Genomic DNA, 19209 nt, shown 5'->3' with positions numbered 1-19209 from the left:
AAGGGATTACTTGCGGACCTGCTCAAAGTGCCGTAGCAGCGCTGCGTTGAATGCAGCGGGCTGGTCGACATTGGGAAGATGTCCAGCGTTGGGGATCGTCTCGAGCGCTGAGCCGGCAATGCGCTGCTGCAGGTCCCGCATGGCATCGGGCAGCACACCATCGTTCGAGCCGACGATCAGGGTCACGGGCGTCGCAATGCCTGCCGCGTCCGCGAGGTACTCGAGACCCTGAATCGCTCGGGCGCAAGCGACGAATCCCTTGACTGAGGTGGTCGCAGCGATGCCCTGAAAGCGCTCAGCGATCTTGCGGTTCGCTGTCACGAATTCCTTGCCGAACCAGCGCTCAATCGTCGGCGCGGCAAGCGGCTCGCAGGTCCCGTGCCGCTCGGCAAGGGCGATGCGTTCGTCCCAGGGCGCGGCCACCGCCGGTGGCGCATCAGCCCGCGCATCGCACAGCACGAGGCTCAGGATTCGCGCGCCGTGATGGATGCCCAGCCCGAAGCCACTCATTCCGCCGAGGGAAAGTCCAACATAGTGCGCCCGAGCGATGCCCAGCGCATCCATCACCGCGACGGTGTCCGATGCGAGGCCGTCCATCGTGACTGCTTCCACCGTCGGTGTGGGCGAATCGCCGTGTCCGGTGGTATCGATACGCACCACGTACCACCCTTGAGCGGCAAGCAGCGCAGCCTGTTCACCCCACATGGAAGCGGACGAAAGAATGGAGTGGGTCATGACGACTGCCGGGTTCTCCGGGTTGCCCTGCAGGCGGACGGCCACCTCCCCGTGGTGGGCGCGCACGCGGCGCCGATGGATGTCGGTGCTGTTCATTGGGATTCTTTCACCCCCGCCGCGCGCAGCGCGCGCCATACGGCTTGTGGTGTCATGGGAAGTTCATTGATGTTTGCGCCCACTGGGTCGAGTGCGTCATTGATCGCGCTGGCGATCACGGCTGGGCCGCCGAGGTACCCGGCCTCCCCCGAGCCCTTCTGGCCGAAGGCTGTCAGCGGTGATGGCGTGCAGTGGTCGACGATGGTGATTGACGGCACCTCTTCCGCACTCGGCAGGAGATAGTCCATGAAGGTGCCCGACAGCAACTGCCCTTCTTCGGAGAAGGCGAACTTCTCCAGCAGTGCGGCGCCCAGGCCATGGGCGACGCCGCCATAGGTCATGCCATGGACCACGTCGGGGCTGATCATGACGCCGCAGTCGTGGCCGACCGCGTATCGATGCAGGTGCGTCTTGCCCGTCTGGGGGTCGATGCTCGCGAGCACCACGTGGGATTCGAAGGAATGGCAGGGGTACATCTGCACCCGCCCGTCTTCGGTTGGCATCTTTCCGCCCGTGGGTACTTCCCAGCAGAACTTCTCCTGCAGGCCGGGCTCCATGCCCTCGGGCAAGCAGTGGTACTTGCGGTGGGCGATCTCGACCAGTGCATCCCAGCGCATCCTGCGAGCAGGATCGTCCTTGAGAAAGACGTTGCCATCCTCGTAGCTCAATGCTCCCTTCGGTGCCTGCAGGTTGTGGGCCGCGATGGCGAGCAGCTTGTCCTTGAGAATCTTTGCGGCCCCGGCGGCTGCGCCCCCAAGCATGATGGCCATTCGACTGCCCACCGGGCTGTTCGAGGGAAGCGAGTTGAGCGAGTCCGCGTGCAGCACACGGATGCTGTCGGGTTCACGCTGCAGCACCTCGCCGACCACCGTCGACACCAGCGTCTCGTGCGCCTGCCCGGAGGTGGATGTGCCCATCAACGCAGTCACCGCACCGCTGAGGTCGATGCGGATGAGGCACGAATCCATCCAGGTCGTGGTTTCGTTCTTCGGATTGAACAGAGGCTCGAAGGCCGAGTTGCCGCCCGAAGGTTCCAGGCAGGTGGAGACGCCGATCCCGGCCAACAAGCCTTTGGCCCGCAGTGCCTCGCGTTGCCTGACCAACTCGTCATACGGCGCCGCAGCGAGCGCCTTGTCCATTACTGTTTCGTAGTCGCCCGAGTCGTAGTACGTGCCGCTCGGGATCAGGTAGGGGAAGGAATCCTTCTGGATGAGGTTTTTGCGTCGCAGTTCCACGCGGTCCATCCCGAGATGGCGCGCGACCCTGTCGATCCCCGTTTCGATGGCGTAGTTGGTCGGCGCCTGACCGAAGCCGCGCACTGCTTCCTGGGGCGTCTTGTTCGTCATCACCGAATAGGCGTCGTACTCGACGCTGGCGATCTTGTATGGCCCCACGATCGCGCCCACCGGCTTGCCAAGCTGCAGCGGGGAGCGTCCCGAGTACGCGCCGATGTCATCGATCGCGCGCATGCGCATCGACTGGATCGTTCCGTCGCTGTCGAATGCGAGCGTGACGTCGAAGATGCGATCCGGCCCCTGCATGTCGCCGCCACGCATGTTCTCCAGGCGGTCTTCCAGGAAGCGCACCGGACGGCCCAGCTTGCGGGCCAGGAAGCCCACCAGGATCGTGTGCTTGAGACCCCGCTTGACGCCGTAGCTTCCGCCCACATCGACGTCGTAGTGCACGCGAACGCCATTGCCCGGCAGGCGCAGGCATTTGGCCAGCAGGTCCGGATACTTGGGCATCTGGATCGAGGCCCAGACATCCAGGATCTGCGTGGCGTCGTTCCAGCTGCAGGTCGCGACAAAGGTCTCGATCGGCACGGTGGAGCTGCGTGCCCATCGCACCCGGTAGCTCAACTGGTGTTCGGCGGCAGCGAAGTGCTCGTCGACTCTGCCCCAGGTGAACTTGCGCTGCCAGATGATGTTGCCGCCATGTGCCGGGTGCACCTTGGGCGCATCTGGAGACATGGCAGCTTCGGGATCGACCACGTGCGGCGTCTGCGTGTACTCGACGCCGACCATCTCCGCGGCATCCTCCGCCAGCGCGCGAGACTCCGCGACAACGGCCACCACCCATTCGCCGGCATAGCGAACAACGCCGCGCGCCAACGGGTAGCGCGCGACCTTGGGCGCATCGACGCCCGGCAGCATCGGGTCGATGGCGTCGTTGAGCTCCTCGCCGGTCAGCACTGCGTGCACGCCCGGCATCGCCATCGCCACCGAAGCATCGATCGAGAGAATCCGGGCGCTCGCATACGGACTGGCCACGATGGCCACATGAAGCAGTCCCGGCGGGACAACATCGGCCGCATAGTGGCCGTTGCCCGTCACGAAGCGCCGGTGCTCGACGGCCCGGCGGTGTCGGCCGATGTACTTGAAGGCCTGGTAGGCGGGGTGCTTCGGATCAGCCATGCGAAGCCTCCGTGCCATTGCCTCGAGCATCCTTGACCTGGTAGCCGGGCGATGTGGCCAACTTCACCGCGTCGACGATCTGTTGATAGCCGGTGCAACGGCACAGGTTGCCGCCGATCGCGTCGCGGATCTGCGCCTCATCGGGCTGCGGTGTGCGCTCCACCAACGCATGGCAGGCGACCAGCATTCCGGGCGTGCAGTAGCCGCACTGCATCGCGTGGGTCTCGCAGAAGGCGTCCTGGATCTTGGACAGGCACCCGCGCTGCGGCGCCAGGCCTTCGACGGTGGTCACCGACAAGCCGTCGGCCTGCACGGCAAACATGCAGCAGGAACGCACGGGCTCGCCGTCGAGCAAGACGGAACAAGCACCGCAGATGCCATGCTCGCAACCGACGTGGGTTCCGGTGAGGCCAAGATGGTCGCGCAGGAAGTCCACCAGCGTGGTGCGCGGCTCGATGGAGCGCAGCTGGATCACTCCGTTGACCTTGATTTCAACCGTGACCAGGGAGGACGGCATAGTGATTCGGCTTTCTCGTCTCAGCGTTGAAATTCGGGAGAGGCGCGATGCGCCTGAGCGGCTTTGAGCAGGACGCGGGTGAGCATGACGACGCCCAGGTGCCGCCGGTAGTCGGCATTGGCGTGCAGGTCCGAGCCCGGTTCAGTCTGCTGCAGCGCGGCCTGAGAGATCTCCTCGGCCATTCCCGAGTCGATGCGATAGCCGACCAGTTGCTGTGCCAGCTCGGGAAAAGCGCGCGGCGTGCCATCCACGCCACCTACACCGAAGGCCGCACGCCGGCAGATGCCGTTCGCGTCCAACTCGAGCTGGCAGGCCGCAGAGGCCATGGCGAAATCGCCGTGACGCATCGAGGTCTCGTCAAAGGCGGTGAAAACACTGCCTTGCCATACCGGCCACTCGATCTCAACCAGGCATTCGGTTTCACCGGTCGCCGTGAACATGGGGCCGAGGAAGAACTCCTGCGCGGAAATCTGCCGCTCGCCATCGGCCTGGCTCTGAAGGCGCAGCGTCGCATCGAGGACCGTTGCAGCGAGCGGCAATTCGGCCGAGGGATCGGCGTGGACCAGGCTGCCCCCCACAGTCCCGCGATTGCGCGTCTGGATGTGACCCACCCATCGCAGAGCGTCCCGCACCAGAGGCAGCGCGTCGTGAAGTTCGGTCCCGTGTTCCACCGTCCGCTGGCGGATCGTTGCGCCCATGCGGACCCTGTCGGCGTCGATGCTCACTTGCTGCAATTCGGGCAGCCGATAGATGTCGAGAAGCACCGTGGGACGAGCAAGGCGCATCGCCATCATGGGCACCAGGCTCTGGCCTCCGGCGATTGCCTTGGCATCCATGCCGTATTGGCTTAGACAATCAAGCGCATGTTCGAGAGACTCCGCGCGGACGTAGTCGAAGGGGGCTGCTTTCATGAGTTCAACAACGGGGGGTCTTCTGTCATTTCGCGAAAAGTGCAGCTCCTGCGGTTCATTCAAGCGCCAGAAAATCTCATCCCTGTACGTCCACCGGCGTTGCTGCCCTCTCAGCTCTTCTCGATTCGCTGATGGAATTCTGTTTTCGGCCCTCCAGGCGAGCAATCGAACAAATCTGAGGAGGCGAGAGAAAATCTCATGGCTCGGCATGCTCGGCTGCCAAGAATTTTTTGGGGACCAGGATGAGCATGCCTTCCGAGACGGAACGCCCGGACGCTTCGGTGCCGACGCCGTTTCAGCGCCGCGCATCGGCGAGTTCCGCCTTGGATCGTCGAACGCGGCACAGAGAATCAGCGCTCGGCGGTGTCCGGGTCGCGCAGGCCTTCCTGTGCTTCAGGAGCCGACCACGTTCCTTGGCTCACCGCGTACAAAGGCCTCGATATTGTCGATGAGCTGATCGGCCAAACCCTGAATCGCCTGGTCGCTGGCCCATGCGACATGGGGCGTCAGAATGAAGTCCGGTCGACTATGCAACGCCATGAACGGATGGTCTCTTGGCGGCGGCTCGGTCGTGACCACGTCGAAGGCGGCACCGGACAACTGACCAGCTTCCAAGGCGGGTCCAACGGCAGCTTCGTCAACCAGCCCGCCTCTGGCGGTGTTGATCAGCAGAGGCCGTTTGCGCATCAGAGAGAACTCTGGGCTGCCGATCATGTTGCGAGTCTCCGGGGTGAGAGGGCAATGCAACGTAAGGATGTCCGATTCCGCGAGTGTCTTCTCGAATGGTGTGTAGAGCGTGCCCTGACCGGTATGGCCCTTGTACCCGGCGAAGAGCACGCGCATACCGAAGGCAGTGCCCAATCTTGCAACAGCTTGTCCAAGCACGCCATCGCCGATGACACCCAATGTGGAGCCTGCGAGATCACGGATCGGGTGATCGAAGAAGCAGAACTGCTCCGAGTCTTGCCAACGACCAGCTCGGACGGCGTCTCGGTAGGCGCAGATACTGCGACGCAACGCAAAAATCAGGGCAAACGTGTGTTCCGGCACGGTGTTTGCCGCGTAATTCCGAATGTTGCTCACGACGACATTTCGCTCTCGACATGTGGCGATATCGACGTTGTCGACACCAGTGGCGGCAATCGCCACGAGCTTGAGCTTTGATGCGCGCTCGAGGGCTGACCGATCGAGCTTCACCTTGTTCACGATGACGATATCCGCATCGGCTATGCGATCGGCTACATCGGCCGCAGACGTCTTCTCGAACAGCTGCAACGTGTGGGCAAACGTCAGACCTCGAAGTGAAGTCTGGGGCGAGAGTGTTGAGCGGTCTAGAAAAACAATCTTCATTCCAAGCCTTTTTTGGGCCAGCATGGCCTGTCGCCGCAATGCGTACCAATGCTGGTTGGGCATCCGCGGGATGCGCAAAAGCTATTTCTGGATGCGAGCCGCAGCCCGCATCATTGGCCGCGCTCTTACAAGGAACAGAAGAATGAACGGCAAGAAGGCTCTGATCACGGGCGCAACGGACGGGGTTGGACGTGTGGTTGCGGAGCGCCTAGGGGCCTTAGGCTGGCACGTCCTCGTACATGGGCGCGATGCGCATCGAGGTCGGGAAGTGGTGAAGGCCATCGCGGCTTCTGGCGGCTCAGCCCGTTTCTACCAAGCGGACCTTGCCTCGCTGTCGGCAGTTCGCGAACTCGCCCAGGCAGTGAGGTCCGAGTCACCGCAGCTGCAGTTGCTGGTCAACAACGCTGGGGTTGGATTCGGGCCTCCTGGCAAAGGGCGCGAGACAAGTGCCGACGGTTTCGAACTGCGCCTGGCGGTCAACTATCTTGCGCCCTTCCTGCTCACCAGGATGCTGCTTCCCAACCTGATTGCTGCGGCATCGGCGCGCGTGGTGAACGTGGCTTCTGTGGGCCAACGCGAGATGGATTTCGCTGACATGCAGTTCGAGTCCGGCTACTCGGGGCTCGAGGCCTACAGAAGGTCAAAACTTGCGCTCATCACGTTTACGGTCGATCTGGCGGCGGAGCTTGCCGCCACGGGCGTCACGGTGAATGCTGTCCACCCGGCCTCCTACATGGATACGGTGATGGTGAGGCAAACCGGCAGCGCGCCAAAGGCCACCGTGGGCGAAGGTGCCGACGCGATCCTGAACTTGGCCGTCTCGCCCGAGGTCGCTCATCGTACCGGTGAGTACTTCGATCGGCTGACGCCAAGCAGAGCCAAGGAACAGGCGTACGACAGGCGGGCCCAGCAGAGACTGAGAAGCTTGACGCTCGAACTCACTGGTCCACCTTGAGTCGATGAGTGAGCTTCGCGCTGTCGAACTGCTGCACTCGGGGTTGCATAGGCTGGTCAATAGCTTGAGCAGGGCGAGGGCGGGAGACAGTGGCGCGCTCCGGTCTATCCGATGTCGGAATGGTCCGCCAACCCTTGGGGCGCCGGCCCGCCCATCGCCCAATCGAGCAACTCGATCGTGTGTGCGATCGGGATGTCGGTCCTTAGGCCGATCTGGGTCATACATCCGACATTTCCGGCAGCGATCACGTCGGCGCCAAGCTGCTTCAGGTGCCCGACCTTGCGGTCGCCGAGCTGGCCTGCGATCTCGGGCTGCAGGATGTTGTAAGTGCCGGCCGAACCGCAGCACAGATGCGCCTCGGCCGGCGTTCGTACTTCATAGCCTGCATGAACCAGTAGGCGCTTGGGCGCTTCGGTCACTTTCTGGCCATGCTGGAGTGAACAGGCCGCGTGATATGCGACTGTCAGGCCGCGTCCGTTCCCGGCAGGCAGGCCGCATTCGATGAGGAACTCGCAGATGTCGCGGGCCATTGCGGAAACGCGTGCTGCCTTGCGGGCGTACTCGCGGTCGTTGCGCAGCAGGAAGCCATAGTCCTTGATCGTCGTGCAACAACCGGAGGCGGTCACGAGAATCGCCTCCAGGCCGTCATGCTCGACCAGAGGCCACCATGCGTCGATGTTGCGCCGGGCGGCCTCGAGCCCTGCATCGTCGCGCCCCATGTGGTGGACAAGTGCGCCGCAGCAGCCTTCGTCTGGGGCGAACACGACGTCATAGCCCGACCGGTTGAGCAGCCGGACTGCCGACGCTCGGGCCTCCGGCTTGAGTACCGGCTCGACACAGCCCTGGAGCAGCGCGACCCGTCCGAGGGCGCCTTCCACGACGGCATCGCGGGAGGAAGCCCTCGCCGGAGGAAGATTGGGTGCGAGGGTCAGCATCGACGCCAGCGGTCGCAGCGCCGGTATTTTCGCGAACAGATGCTTGGCTGGCCTGGCGAGCCGCGCGAGCCGCGCCGCAGCTCGGAAGCGGGCCGGATGCGGAAGAACTTCGGCAAGCAGCGACCTGACCAAGCGCTCAGTCCACGGCCGACGGTACCGCCCTTCGATGTAGGCGCGGGCATGATCGACCAGGTGCATGTAGTCCACGCCGGAGGGGCAGGTGGTCGTGCAGGACAGACAGGACAGGCAGCGATCGATGTGCTTGACGACCTCGGTGCTTGGTACACGCTCGCTTTCCAGCATGTCCTTGATCAGGTAGATGCGTCCTCGCGGTGAGTCGAGTTCGTCGCCGCGCAACACATAGGTCGGGCAGGTCGCGGTGCAGAAGCCGCAGTGGACGCACCTGCGAATGGCGGCCTCGGACGCCGCCATTGCCGGGTCGGCAAGCTGCTGTGCGCTGAATTCGGTGCGCATCAGAAGCGTCCTGTCTCGAAGACACCGGCGGGATCGAAGGCACGCCGCACTCGCTGCTCGAGCGCCTGGATGGCTGGCGCGGGGGGGTGGAGGGCCGGTACCCTGGCGCGGAGCTCTGCGGGCCCGCGCACCAGCGTGCAATGGCCGCCCGCTGCGGCGGCCTCCTCGCGGACACCTTCGATGGCCGTCGCGACCCAGGCCAGTCCGCCCGCCCAATCGAGCAGCCAATTTGCGCCCCGCTGCTCGAGCCTCCTGACGAGCGTGCCACCAGCCGCCGGCGGCACACTGATCCGCCAAAGGGGTACATCCAGCGGCAGTGGAGCAAGGGTGCGCAGGTCGGACCAGATTCCCTGCGCCTCTTCCTCACCAGGATCGTGAAGATGGCCGAATGCCGCGAGGTGCTTGGCGAGGCCTTTGCACCGGGCCGCCACAGACGCAGGAAAGCCCTGGATGCGGAACGCGGTGACGGATGTCGAGCCGGGTCGATGCGCGGCCGCCGCCACGTCCGCCTTCGACCCCATCGCCGCCGCCATCGCCGCCACCGCCTGCTCGGGATCGAGGCCGGTCAGGATCTGCGTCGCGTCCGCTCGAGGCGCCGGCAGCACCTTGAGCGTGAGTTCGGTGATCGCTGCCAAGCGTCCCCAGCTTCCCGCGATCAGCTTCGGGATGTCATAGCCGGTGACGTTCTTGACCACCTTGGCGCCGCCGACAAAGCACTCGCCGCGCCCGGAGACAGCACGTACTGCCAGAAGATGATCGCGCGCACTCCCTGAACTCACGCGTCGCGAGCCTGCAACGCCCGCCGCGACGATGCCGCCGATGGTTGCCTCGGACGGTGCGCGGCCAAACAGAGGACCATGGTCGAACGGCTCGAAGGGGAGCATCTGATTCTTGCTGGCGACCAAGGCTTCGATTTCGGCAAGCGGCGTGCCGGGACGCACGGTCAGCATCAGTTCAGGAGGATCGTAGTCGACGATGCCAGCGAATCGGCGCAAGTCGACGGTGCGCGCCTCGCCGATCGGGGCACCGATATCGCGCTTGCTGCCGCCCGAGCGGAGCGAAAGCCGTGTCCCTGAATGCGCCGCATCGGCCACCACATCGCATAGCTCGGCTTCTGTCGCCGGTCGAAGATCAAAGGGCATCGGCTCAAAAGCGGGGAATGTCGGGGAAGCGGCCTTGCCCCTTGTGAACGTGCATCCGGCCAAGCTCCGCGCAGCGATGCAGCGTAGGGAACATCTTTCCCGGATTGAGCAGCGAGCGCGGATCGAAGGCGCACTTGAGCCGCTGCTGATGCGCAAGATCGACTTCAGAAAACATCTCGGGCATCAGATCACGTTTCTCGACCCCGACTCCGTGCTCTCCGGTGAGCACGCCGCCCACCTCCACGCAGAGCCGCAGGATGTCGGCTCCGAATGCTTCGGCCTGCTCAAGTTGACCCGGCTGGTTTGCGTCGTAGAGGATCAGCGGATGGAGGTTGCCGTCACCCGCGTGGAACACGTTGACGACTGCCAACCCGTACCGGGTCGACAGCATTTGGATGCGCGCGAGCACTTGCGGCAGCCGTCGGCGGGGGATGGTTCCATCCATGCAGTAGTAGTCGGGAGCGATCTTGCCCACGCCGCCGAATGCCGCCTTGCGACCAGCCCAGATGGCGACCCGCTCGTCTTGGGTGCGCGAGATGCGCACCGACACGGCGGCGTTCGCACGCGCGATCCGCTCGACCTCTCCGATCAGCTCGGCGCATTCGACTTCCGGGCCGTCGAGTTCGACGATCAGAACCGCTTCGACATCGAGGGGGTAGCCGGCCTTCACGAAGGCTTCCGCGGCGTGGATCGCCGGTCGATCCATCATCTCCAGGCCGGCAGGAACGATGCCCGCTGCGATCACGTCGGCAACGCATTGAGCGGCATGCTCGACCGAGCCGAAGCCGATCAGCAGCGCGCGTGCCGCCTCCGGCTTCGGCAGGATGCGAACCGTCACTTCGGTCACGACCGCGAGCAAGCCCTCGGAGCCGACGATCACACCCAGCAAGTCGAGCCCACTGGGATCGAGCTGTCGTCCGCCAAGCCGCACAACCTCACCGTTCGTCATGACGAGCTCGACACCGAGCACGTTGTGGCTGGTGAGGCCGTACTTGAGGCAATGGACTCCGCCGGAGTTCTCGGCGACGTTGCCGCCGATGGAGCAGGCGATCTGGCTCGAGGGATCGGGCGCATAGTAGAAGCCGAGGTCTTCCACGGCGTATGTGACGGCCAGGTTGGTCACCCCCGGCTGGACGACCGCGACCCTGTTGGCGGGATCGATGTCCAGCACCCGATTGAACCTCGACATGACGAGCAGCACCGCGTCTGCAAGCGGCAACGCCCCTCCCGACAGCGAAGTGCCGGAGCCGCGCGGAACGACCTTCACGCCGTTGCTATCGCACCAGCGAAGGATGGCGGACACTTGCGCGGTGGACTCGGGCAGTACCGCCACCATCGGTGCCTGCCGGTAAGCCGTCAGCCCGTCGGATTCATAGGCGCGCAGCGCGTCGGGATGATCGATCACGCCCTCGCCCGGAACGAGGGCGCGCAGCGCCGCGACGACCTGCTCTCGGCGTTCCAGCACGGAGCGGTCCGCGTCCGGCATTCTCAGCGACATCCGGTCCTAGTCCCTTTTTGCATCCGGCCGGCCCGGAAGAGTGAATGGGTGGGGAAAGCAGTAGTCGGGCTCCGGTCTGCCCTTGAAGTCGGGCGAGCGTCGTAGGACCTCGAAGGTCGTCTTCAAGGAGTCCTCGGTCTGAAGGAATGCGAAGTCGGTGCCTTCCCAGCTTCCTTCCATCGCCGGTGGGAATCCTCGTGCCGTGGCCTCCGCGATGATCTGTTCGAAGCTCTGGTCTTGCGTGTCCACCAGGACGTGATGCACGCCGTCGCCGTTCCTGTCGAGAAATTCCCGGAACACCGAGGGCCCCTCCAATGGCTGCACGACTTCCCACATGAAGTCCTTGGTCCACGCCAAGGCGAGCTTCAGGCTGTAGTGCTGGGGCTTGCCACGAATCTTCGTGTTCGTGAGCTTCGGCGTCCAGACGGCCCAGGGCCCGATGCCGACCTGTTCGTGGAAACGCCGGATCGTCGCATCGAGATCTTCGACCGCCAGGCTGATCTGCCTGATATCCGTGATCCAAGGCGTCTGCTTGTTCATTGTGGTCATAGATCCAGCACGAGGAGGGGGGTTTTGGACCGTGAGCAGCACGGCAGGAACTGATCATTCGCGGCGCGTTCCTCCTCGGTGAGATAGACGTCACGATGATCGAGTTCGCCAGACAGCACGCGCGTCAGGCAACTGCCGCAGATTCCCTGTTCGCACGAGGTGGGAATCTGGATGCCGCAGGCCGACAGTGCCGCGGTGACGCTTTGTTCGGCGCCCACGTCGATCACCTGGCCGGTGCTGGCGACCTGGACCTGGAAGGCGCCGCGGGCCTCGGCGGATGCAGCCGGTGCTGTGAAATATTCGCGATGAACATTGGCCTCTTGCCAGCCCGCCGACTTGGCGGCGTTCAACACGGCTTCGATAAAACCGCCGGGTCCGCACACATAGACATGCGTGTTCGCAGACGGCGCGGACAGCACGGTCGCCAGATCGATGCGCTCGTCGGCCGGTGTATTGTCATGGTAGAGCCGGGCCAGGTGCAGGAAGTCCGGCTGCGCCAGCCTTTCGCGAAATGCCGTGCGCTGCGGCTCGCGGGTGCAGTAGTGCAGCTCAAACGATGCGCCGGCACGCGACAGGCGCTCGGCCATGCACAGGATCGGCGTCACACCGATGCCGCCGGCCAGCAGGATCGAGTGCTTAGCGTTCGCGTGCAGAGGGAAATGGTTCTTCGGTTCGCTGATCTCGAGAAGAGCGCCTTCGTGCAGCGCGTGCATGGCAATCGATCCGCCGCGGGAATTCGGGTCGCGCAGCACCCCGATTCGATAGCGGTGTGTCTCGTTCGGGTCGTTGCACAACGAATACTGGCGCACGAGGGCAGGACCCAGGTGCACGTCAATGTGGGCACCGGCAGAGAATGGCGTCAGGCGGGCGCCATCCACGGGCTCCAACTCGAATGCACAGATATCGAGGGCAACCTCGGTCTTGCTAGTGATCCTGACCTTCATCGGACGGTCCTCAATGGGTATCTCGGCTGACCGCGTTGCTGCGGCCGAGCAGATAGCCCACGGCGAGCACGATGAGCAGTTGCACCGCGGCGTTGAATTCGGCGGAAACAGGCACGGGCGCAGGAGCGCCGGTCATGGCTGTCGGTGCGCCAAGCGAGCTCCAGGTCAGCACGGCCGACACAATGGCCACGATGAGTGCGGCTGCCGCCATCCCGCGAGCGGATGCGGCGGCGGGGCGGGCCGGCATCGTTCTCGCCGGTTGCAAAGGGGGCGTTGCCGTCAGCTCTTTCGCAGCCGGCGCGGCCGCTTCCGGCGAGTTCGAGGGCTCGCCTTGCTGCCGGATCTCGACCTGCTTCGCCAGGTTCTTGAAGAAGACCGACGAAAGCGTCTTGGCCGTGGCGTCGACCAGGCGGCTTCCCAGTTGGGCCAGCTTGCCGCCAACCTGCGCAGAGAACGTATAGGACAGGACGGTTTCGGCGCCGTCCGCCATCAGCCTGACCGTCGCTTCGCCGCGCGCGTGGCCGGCAACGCCACCCTGGCCTTCGCCTGTGAGGCGATAGCCGTGCGGCGCATCCAGCTCGCTCAGGCGCACCGCGCAGTTGAATCGCGATGAGACGGGGCCGATGCGGATGGCGACCACGGCCGCCATGTCGGTCTCCGAGCGCGCCGTCAGTTCTTCGCAGCCCGGGATGCAGGCCTTGAGAACCGCGGGATTGTTCAACGCGCTCCAAACCACGTCACGGCTGGCCGGAATGCGCACTTCGCCGGTCATCTCCATCTTGGCTTTCCTTTCTATTTCAAAACCAGAATCCTGGTGACAGCCCTTGCTCAGATGTGCTGCGCAAGAAAATCACCGATCGCGGGCCGCACGATGTGCGACACGTCGTGGCAGCAATGGCCGCTGTCCACGAAAATCATGGGCCTTACGGTCTTGCCCTCGACAATGAGCTTCGCCGTGTCGTAGCGCGCACTCGCGCGGTCCTGCCCGCCATGGATCACGAGCGTGGGCACGTTGATGCGCTGCGTTCGGCCATGCAGGTTCAGGAACGAGAGGTAGTCCTCGGCCTGCTTGGGGCGGGCAGTGCCGATGATGAACTCGAGCGTGGCCCGCGTCGCCGGGCTTTGCTGGTCCATCGGCATCAGGTCGCAGACCGCTCCCCATACCACCAAGACCCTGATGCGACGGTCGACTGATGCCGCCTTCGGGACGAAGTAGCCGCCCATGCCGCGGCCGACAATGCCGATGCGCGCGATATCTACTTCGGCTCGCGTTTGCAGGTAATCGATGGCGGCGCTGACCGTGCGTTCGAAGTCGGGGATGGCCTTCATCTTGAAGACTGTTTCGCCTTGTCCGGGTCCATCGAAGGCGAAGGTAGCCATGCCGCGCTTGAGGCAGATGTCACTGACCGAGCGGTAATCCTCCTTGGTCGTGTCGAGCCCGCCAATGAGGATGACGACCGGCGGCTTCTCGAGGCTCTCGGGGATGCGCAGGTAGCCCTTGATGTCGATGCCGCGGAAGGGGAACGCAACGATCTCAGCCGGCGGATTCAGCAAGGGTGCGGCGCGGGCGAACGCGTCGGTCTTGGCCTGCTGCATCTGCTCCTTGCGCGCCGCGTCCTCGAAGTACTGGTACTGCGCGTAGTGGTAGTAGAGAGCAGCGCGGGAGAATTCGTCGGCGGCGGTCACGGCCGCGTCCTTGGCCAGCGCCTCGTCGCCGCGGCGTTCCGCTTGGGCCGCGTAGGCGCACCAGGCACGGGGCCACTCGGCCCAATCGCTGATTTCGTCGCGGATCTGGATGAGGTCGCGGTAGTGCACGCCGTCGGCGAGGAAGCGGTCGATGTCCCTGTCGATGGTGGATTGCGGTGTATCGGCAGCCATATCTTCGCGCTGATGTTCTCCCGCGCGCAGCCTGCTTGGAAGTAGCGTGTTCTCATGAGAGGCATGCGGTCAGGGCATCGCTGCGGATTGAAGTGGGTCAGAGCGAGCGGCCGATGACTTCCTTCATGATTTCGGAAGTGCCGGAGTAGATCCGCTGTACGCGTGCATCGCGCCAGAAGCGGGCGATCGGGTACTCGTTCATGTAGCCGGCGCCGCCGTGAAGCTGGAGCGCGTTGTCGCAGATCTCGAACTGCAGTTCCGAGTGGAACAGCTTGGCGGCGGAGGCCTGGGTCGCTGTCAGCTGCTTGTTGATATGGCGCTTGATCGCCCAGTCGATGTGCGCCCATCCCACCTGGAGCTTCGCGGCCATGTCGGCGAGCGTGAAGCGTGTGTTCTGGAAATCGAACACCGTCTTGCCAAAGGCCTTGCGTGCCTTGGTGAAGGCGACCGCTTCGTCGAAGGCGCGCTGCGCCGCGGCCTGGGCGATGATGGCGTTGCCCAGCCGCTCGGTGGGCAACTGGTTCATCAGATAGGCGAAGCCCCTGCCTTCCTCGCCCAGGAGGTTGGAGGCGGGCACGCGGACGTCGTTGAAGAACAGCTCGGTCGTGTCCCCGGCCTTCTGGCCGATCTTGTCCAGGTTGGGCCCGCGAACGAACCCCTGGCGGGTGGCCTCCACCAGCATGAGCGAGATGCCCTTCGCTCCCGCTCCGGGATCGGTCTTGACGGCCAGCAGCACCAAATCGGCCGTCTGTCCGTTGGTGATATAGGTCTTGGAGCCGTTGATGACGTACGAGTCAGCGTCGCGCACGGCTCTCGTCTTGATCGCGCCGAGATCGGAGCCGGCGTCGGGTTCTGTCATGGCGATCGCAGTGATTGCTTCGCCGCGGATCATCTTCGGAAGCCAGAATTGCTTTTGCGCCTCGGACCCGTAGTTCAGGAGGTACTCGGGGACGACATCGGAATGCACGACGGGGCCGGGCACCGATCCCCGGTAGAACATCTCCTCCAGCAATACGGCGTTGTAGCCGAAATCGAGCCCGAGGCCGCCGTACTGCTCGGGAACAGCCGGACACAGGAGACCGGCCTCGCCGCAGGCGAACCAGAAGGAGCGGTCCACGAGGCCCTGTTTTTCCCAGCGCGCCAGATTGGGTACGAACTCGCGATCGAGGAAGCGGCGAAGCTGGCCTCGAAACTGTTCGTGTTCTTCGCCGTAGGCGGTGCGCATGGAGGTGTTCAACATTGACTCTTGCTCAGGTCGGCTGGAGGGGCTTCGAAAAAGATCTGGCGATGGCCCATGTTCAGGTGGCGCCGCGAGACTGCCGGCGCGACCGCCAGCCCCTCGCGGGCGGGATGGCGGCTATTGCGGTTCGAGCTTGATCGCCTGGGCGATGCGCCGGTAGCGCGCCGTCTGATCGGCCAGCAGCTTGTCTGCGTCGGCCAGCGTCATCGGGCTGCTCGGTATTGCGCTGCTGGCTTCGACCTGGCTGCGGAATTCGGGATCGCGCAGCACTTCCGTCAACGCCGCATTCAGCCTCTGGGCGATCTCGGCGGGGACGCTCCGCGGCACGAACATGCCGCCCCAGATTTCGTACTCGAAGTCCTTCAGTCCGATGGCCTGCTCCATCGTCGGTACATCGGGAAGGCGCGTCATGCGTTGGCCGTCGGTCACTGCATAGGCGTGCAGCTTGCCCTGCGCGATCAGGTCGGCCAGGTTGCTGCCGCCCGGCGTCAGGAAGGCCAGGTCCACCTGGCCGCCCATCAAGTCCTGCAGCAAGGGAGCTGCGCCCTTGTAGGGCACATGCGTCATGCGCAGCTTCATGCGCGCGGCGAAGTCCTCGCCGACCAGATGGAACAGAGAGCCCACTCCGATGCTGCCGTAGTTGTACTGCCTGGCGCCGGGCTTGCGCATATCGCCCAGCAATTCGTCGAGCGTGCCCGTGGGGAGTTGCCTGGTGCCGACCAACGCGAGTGGCGCGCGCGACGCCAGCCCCAGCAGGCGCAGTTGCTCCGGCTTGTACTTCACGGCTGCGAGCGCCAGCGGCGCCAGAATCACGTCGCTTGGACTGCCCATCAGGAACTGGGAGCCGTCGGCTGGCTGGGACAGGAGCCTTTGAATGGCGATGGCGCCACTCGCACCCGCAACGTTCTCGACGATGACGGCCTGGCCCCCGAGCGCCTTGCTCAGGGCCGGTACGATTTGTCTTGCGGTGACGTCGGCCGGCCCGCCGGCCGCGTATGGCACGATGAAGGTCAGCGGCTTGGATGCAGCGGGCTGGGCGCGCGCGCCGAGAGCTGCCAGTGCGGGCAGTAGGCCCACCACGGTGCGGCGCCGGAGCAAGGGTTGCATCGCCATATCAGACCTTGACCTTGTCGCCCATGAGAGAGAGCGAGAAGTCGCGCAGGAGCGAGGCGAAACCGCCGGGGTCTTCCACGCAGGACATGTGCGCGGCATCGAGCGCTGCCATGGAGGCGTTCGGAATGGCTGCGACCAGTTCCTCGCCGCGGCTTGGGGGCGTGGAAGGGTCGTGCGTGCCGACGATGACGAGCGACGGGCAGCGGATCTGCGGCAGTGATGCGTTCAAGTCCGCGACCTCGAGGACGCGCGCGCACTCGGCGTACCCTCTCGGGTCGGTCGCATCGATCATGGAGGCAATGCGCTTGACTACCGGGTGGCCTGCCGTGCGGAATTCATCCTTGAACCAGCGCTGCAGGGTCGGCTCGACGATCGGTGCCATGCCTTCGGTCAAGGCGGTCGCGTACCGGTCCCGCCACATCTGTGCCGGGGGGTAACTCGCGGCAGTGTTGGCGAGCACGAGACCCGCCACCCGCTCCGCGGCGTGGACGCCGAGCCACATCGCTGTCAGCCCGCCCAGCGACAGGCCGCAGACGACGGCTCGCTTCACGCCCGCTGCGTCGAGAACGGCGAGCGCGTCCGTGCCGAGGGTGTCGATCCCCGCGGGGCGCTCGCCCAGAGTGGAGCCGCCGTGCCCCCGCGTGTCATAGCGGATGAGCCGCCAGCCGGGGAGGGCCGCGACCACCGCATCCCAGATCGTCCTGTCGGACGCAAGCGAATTGCTGAACAGGATTGCAGGCAACTGCGGCGAGTGCCGATCTTCGATGTCGCTGCACTCGAAGGCGATGGTTGCTCCATCGCCCAATCGGAACTGGCCTTTCACAGTACTTGTCTCCTTGAACGGCAGGCAGTTTAGGTTTGCGCTCGTCGCGAAAGGAATACTGTTTTGGCATGGGAGGCATAAGTGCCGCGACACCCTGCGATAGCAGCCCAGCATTCCAGCCATGTCAAATGAGAATTGGGTCTGGTCATTGAACAGATGGCCAAATGCGGCAGTGCCAATCGAGCTCCCGCAGCTTGGCTTCGGCGCCTCATGGCGGCGCGCGCTTAGGCGCGAGGCCGTGGCCCCGGCTCGGGGCGGGCGCCTGGATCTGCATCCGGTGTCCGGTGCTGCAGGGACCCCGAAACGGCCTTCTCACAGGAACCCACCCATGACAACAGTCACTGCTGAACAACCCCTCGGCGATGTCGATGTTTGCGACATCGATCCCTACAGCGAGGAGTCCTTGCGCAATCCTCTTGCGTATGCGTCGCGGATCCGCGAGGCCGGACGCGCGGTGTGGATACCGCGCTACGAGATGTGGGCGATCGGTCGGTTCGACCACGTCAAGGCGGCCCTGGAGAACTGGCAGGTCTTTGTTTCCGGCTTCGGTACTGCGTTGAATGACTGGCGCAACAAGAAGCTGTGGCGTCCTCCGAGCCTGCTGCTGGACACGGACCCGCCGGACCATGAACGGTACCGCGCCGCCCTGTCGCCGGCGGTGGCCTCGTTCAGGGCTCGCCGTCCCGAACTGGAGACACGCGCTGCCGAACTCGTTGAGCGGCTGGTTGCCCTGGGCCGCTTCGATGCGGTGACGGATCTTGCCGAGCCGTTCATCACCCGGGTGTTCGGCGATGCCGTCGGACTCCCGGAGGAAGGCCGCGAGCACCTTCTTCCATACGGAGAGCTGGCGTTCAACTCCTTCGGGCCGGAGAACTGGCTGGTCGAGAAGGCGCGACACAAGGGCGGTCCGGCGGTGGAGTGGGTCACACAGGCGTGCAGGCGCAGCTCGCTGAAGCCCGGTGGAATGGGTGCGATGGCGTTCCAGGCCGTCGATGCGGGAAAGATCGGTGAGGAGGAAGCGGAGAGGCTGGTCCGCTCGTTCCTCACGGCGGGCCTCGACACGACGATCAATTCCATATCGGCCACCCTGCGCCACCTCAGCGAATCGCCCGAGGACTGGGCCAGGCTCCACGCCGATCCCGCCCTGGCGCGGGCGGCGTTCGAGGAGACGCTGCGCTTCGAGTCACCGGCCACCATCCTCTATCGCTGCATCGAGGCGGACATCGAGTTCGCCGGCGTGCAGATGAAGAAGGGCGGCAAGCTCATGTTGTCCGTGATCGGGGCGAACCACGACCCGAATCAATTCAGCGAGCCCGGACGATACGACATGAGTCGCCGCACGCCCTCAGTGGGCTTTGGCTGGGGCATTCACACCTGCATCGGCCAGATGATCGCCCGCACGGAAGGCGAAATCCTGCTCAGCGCGATGGCCAAGCGCATCGCGCAGCTCAAGCCGGCAGGAGAAGCCGTGCGGCGCCTCAATAACACGGTGCGGGGTTTTGGGAGCGTACCGCTGTCGGTGATTGCGCGGTAGGGTGGGGCAGATCGATGCCAGCCAGTGCTATGCCCAGAATCGATCAACGTGGCATCGCTGCTCCTTGCCGAATCGTGCATGGCTGGCATAGCAAACCATCA

At 64.6% G+C, this 19209-nt stretch carries 17 protein-coding genes; 2 read left to right on the top strand and 15 right to left on the bottom strand.

All coding sequences use genetic code 11. The features are described 5' to 3' along the window. Window positions 1–6: 6 nt before the first annotated feature. From VAR608DRAFT_RS04340 to VAR608DRAFT_RS04320, 5 genes are all read right to left on the bottom strand, one after another. On the bottom strand, window positions 7–831 hold the full coding sequence (locus tag VAR608DRAFT_RS04340; RefSeq protein WP_157730611.1) for an alpha/beta fold hydrolase: 825 nt from the start codon (window positions 829–831) through the stop codon (window positions 7–9). Beyond that, window positions 828–3245 (bottom strand): xanthine dehydrogenase family protein molybdopterin-binding subunit, encoded by a 2418-nt coding sequence (locus tag VAR608DRAFT_RS04335; protein ID WP_088952945.1) that lies wholly within the window; start codon window positions 3243–3245, stop codon window positions 828–830. The genes VAR608DRAFT_RS04340 and VAR608DRAFT_RS04335 overlap by 4 nt, the downstream gene beginning before the upstream one ends. Beyond that, a complete protein-coding gene (locus VAR608DRAFT_RS04330; protein WP_088952944.1) occupies window positions 3238–3762 on the bottom strand; it encodes a (2Fe-2S)-binding protein in 525 nt (174 codons plus the stop codon). Before VAR608DRAFT_RS04330 ends, VAR608DRAFT_RS04335 begins: the two co-directional genes overlap by 8 nt. Window positions 3763–3782: 20 nt before the next feature. Next, window positions 3783–4736, bottom strand: a complete 954-nt coding sequence (locus VAR608DRAFT_RS04325) for an FAD binding domain-containing protein (RefSeq protein WP_172843805.1) — start codon at window positions 4734–4736, stop codon at window positions 3783–3785. A 330-nt stretch (window positions 4737–5066) separates the two neighbouring features. Then, complete coding sequence (locus VAR608DRAFT_RS04320) at window positions 5067–6023, bottom strand: D-2-hydroxyacid dehydrogenase (RefSeq protein WP_088958594.1); 957 nt, start codon at window positions 6021–6023, stop codon at window positions 5067–5069. A gap of 142 nt (window positions 6024–6165) precedes the next feature. Between VAR608DRAFT_RS04320 and VAR608DRAFT_RS04315 the strand changes: the two genes are divergently transcribed. Continuing rightward, window positions 6166–6978 (top strand): SDR family NAD(P)-dependent oxidoreductase, encoded by an 813-nt coding sequence (locus tag VAR608DRAFT_RS04315; protein WP_088952942.1) that lies wholly within the window; start codon window positions 6166–6168, stop codon window positions 6976–6978. Window positions 6979–7082: 104 nt separating this feature from the next. On the opposite strand, the gene glcF is transcribed toward VAR608DRAFT_RS04315, so the two are convergent. The 10 genes from glcF to VAR608DRAFT_RS04265 all read right to left on the bottom strand — a co-directional run bounded on the left by glcF (window position 7083) and on the right by VAR608DRAFT_RS04265 (window position 17574). Continuing rightward, window positions 7083–8387: a glycolate oxidase subunit GlcF gene (glcF, locus tag VAR608DRAFT_RS04310; protein ID WP_088952941.1), complete on the bottom strand. Its 1305-nt coding sequence runs from the start codon at window positions 8385–8387 to the stop codon at window positions 7083–7085. Further along, a complete protein-coding gene (locus VAR608DRAFT_RS04305) occupies window positions 8387–9529 on the bottom strand; it encodes an FAD-binding protein (protein ID WP_088952940.1) in 1143 nt (380 codons plus the stop codon). Before VAR608DRAFT_RS04305 ends, glcF begins: the two co-directional genes overlap by 1 nt. A gap of 4 nt (window positions 9530–9533) precedes the next feature. Then, window positions 9534–11015 (bottom strand): FAD-linked oxidase C-terminal domain-containing protein, encoded by a 1482-nt coding sequence (locus VAR608DRAFT_RS04300; RefSeq protein ID WP_231973215.1) that lies wholly within the window; start codon window positions 11013–11015, stop codon window positions 9534–9536. A gap of 18 nt (window positions 11016–11033) precedes the next feature. After that, window positions 11034–11576: a VOC family protein gene (locus VAR608DRAFT_RS04295; RefSeq protein WP_088952938.1), complete on the bottom strand. Its 543-nt coding sequence runs from the start codon at window positions 11574–11576 to the stop codon at window positions 11034–11036. Next, window positions 11573–12520, bottom strand: coding sequence for a PDR/VanB family oxidoreductase (locus VAR608DRAFT_RS04290; RefSeq protein WP_088952937.1), 948 nt, complete (start codon window positions 12518–12520; stop codon window positions 11573–11575). The genes VAR608DRAFT_RS04295 and VAR608DRAFT_RS04290 overlap by 4 nt, the downstream gene beginning before the upstream one ends. A 10-nt stretch (window positions 12521–12530) precedes the next feature. Continuing rightward, complete coding sequence (locus VAR608DRAFT_RS04285) at window positions 12531–13298, bottom strand: CoxG family protein (RefSeq protein WP_088952936.1); 768 nt, start codon at window positions 13296–13298, stop codon at window positions 12531–12533. Window positions 13299–13348: 50 nt separating this feature from the next. Beyond that, window positions 13349–14398: an alpha/beta hydrolase family protein gene (locus VAR608DRAFT_RS04280; RefSeq protein WP_088952935.1), complete on the bottom strand. Its 1050-nt coding sequence runs from the start codon at window positions 14396–14398 to the stop codon at window positions 13349–13351. Between the two features lie 97 nt (window positions 14399–14495). Further along, the gene (locus VAR608DRAFT_RS04275; RefSeq protein ID WP_088952934.1) at window positions 14496–15638 is read right to left on the bottom strand and encodes an acyl-CoA dehydrogenase family protein; all 1143 of its coding nucleotides are present in this window, start codon (window positions 15636–15638) and stop codon (window positions 14496–14498) included. 117 nt (window positions 15639–15755) lie between these two features. Further along, on the bottom strand, window positions 15756–16745 hold the full coding sequence (locus tag VAR608DRAFT_RS04270) for a tripartite tricarboxylate transporter substrate binding protein (protein ID WP_157730609.1): 990 nt from the start codon (window positions 16743–16745) through the stop codon (window positions 15756–15758). Between the two features lie 7 nt (window positions 16746–16752). After that, window positions 16753–17574 (bottom strand): alpha/beta fold hydrolase, encoded by an 822-nt coding sequence (locus VAR608DRAFT_RS04265; RefSeq protein ID WP_157730607.1) that lies wholly within the window; start codon window positions 17572–17574, stop codon window positions 16753–16755. A gap of 328 nt (window positions 17575–17902) precedes the next feature. Here VAR608DRAFT_RS04265 and VAR608DRAFT_RS04260 point away from each other — a divergent pair, with 328 nt between their 5' ends. After that, complete coding sequence (locus tag VAR608DRAFT_RS04260; RefSeq protein ID WP_157730605.1) at window positions 17903–19108, top strand: cytochrome P450; 1206 nt, start codon at window positions 17903–17905, stop codon at window positions 19106–19108. Window positions 19109–19209: the final 101 nt, after the last annotated feature.

The organism is Variovorax sp. HW608 (assembly GCF_900090195.1).
In the GTDB taxonomy this organism is placed as follows: Bacteria; Pseudomonadota; Gammaproteobacteria; order Burkholderiales; family Burkholderiaceae_C; genus Variovorax.
Note: the sequence above shows the minus strand (reverse complement) of the source record. Positions and strands in the feature narration are given on the sequence as shown.